1 protein-coding gene is annotated in these 830 nt (G+C 44.6%); it reads left to right on the top strand.

Going from position 1 to position 830, the window contains the following annotated elements; translation table 11 throughout:
- A partial coding sequence (locus tag AC0QHF_RS09790; protein WP_324704020.1) for a group II intron maturase-specific domain-containing protein occupies positions 1 to 830 on the top strand: 830 nt, incomplete at both ends.

The raw sequence follows: 830 nt of genomic DNA, 5'->3' as shown, positions 1-830 counted from the left end.
TTATTCCCTAAACACAAAGTTAATGGGAAAACTATCAACACAACGGTCGTTAGATATGCCGATGATTTTGTGGTCATGTCCCAAAGCCGCGAAGTCATTGAACAGTGCAAGATTGCTATCTCCGAATGGTTAAAACCCATTGGACTCCAACTCAAGCCAGAAAAGACAAGAATCTGTCACACACTTCGAGAAATTGAAGTAAAAGGAAAAATGGTCGTACCTGGTTTCGACTTTCTAGGGTTCAACATTAGGCAATATCCTGCAGGAAAACACGTCTCCGGGAAAAGTGGGGGAAAGGTCAGTAGACTACTAGGCTTCGTAACCCACATAAAACCGAGCAAAAAGGCAATCAAAGCCCACATAGAAAAGGTAAAAGAGGTGATTAAGGAACACAAAACAGCACCTCAAGCCGCCCTGATTAAACATCTCAATCCCATCATTACAGGATGGTCAAGGTACTATTCAGGGGTAGTCTCCTCGGAGATTTTCAACAAGCTAGATAAAATACTCTGGCAACAACTGCGGGCATGGGTAGTGTCAAGATGCGGAAATTCCAAATACAAAACGCTCAGAAAATACTACCGAACAGGAATGGCAAAACTGAGCAACGGGGATGAAAGGAAGGACAAGTGGATTTTCCAAACCAAGGATGGTTTACGACTCCAAAAACACGCCTGGACTCCCATTGTCTACCACACGCTGGTCAGACCGAACGCATCAATGTATGACGGAAATTGGGTCTACTGGGCAACGAGGAGAGGGAAATCGCCAGAAATCTCAAACCGAGAAGCCCGACTGCTAAAAGACCAGAAAGGCAAATGCAAATGGTG

Source organism: Lyngbya sp. CCY1209, from assembly GCF_055795065.1.
The sequence above is the reverse complement of the archived record's forward strand: the minus strand, read 5'-3'. Positions and strand labels throughout refer to the sequence as shown.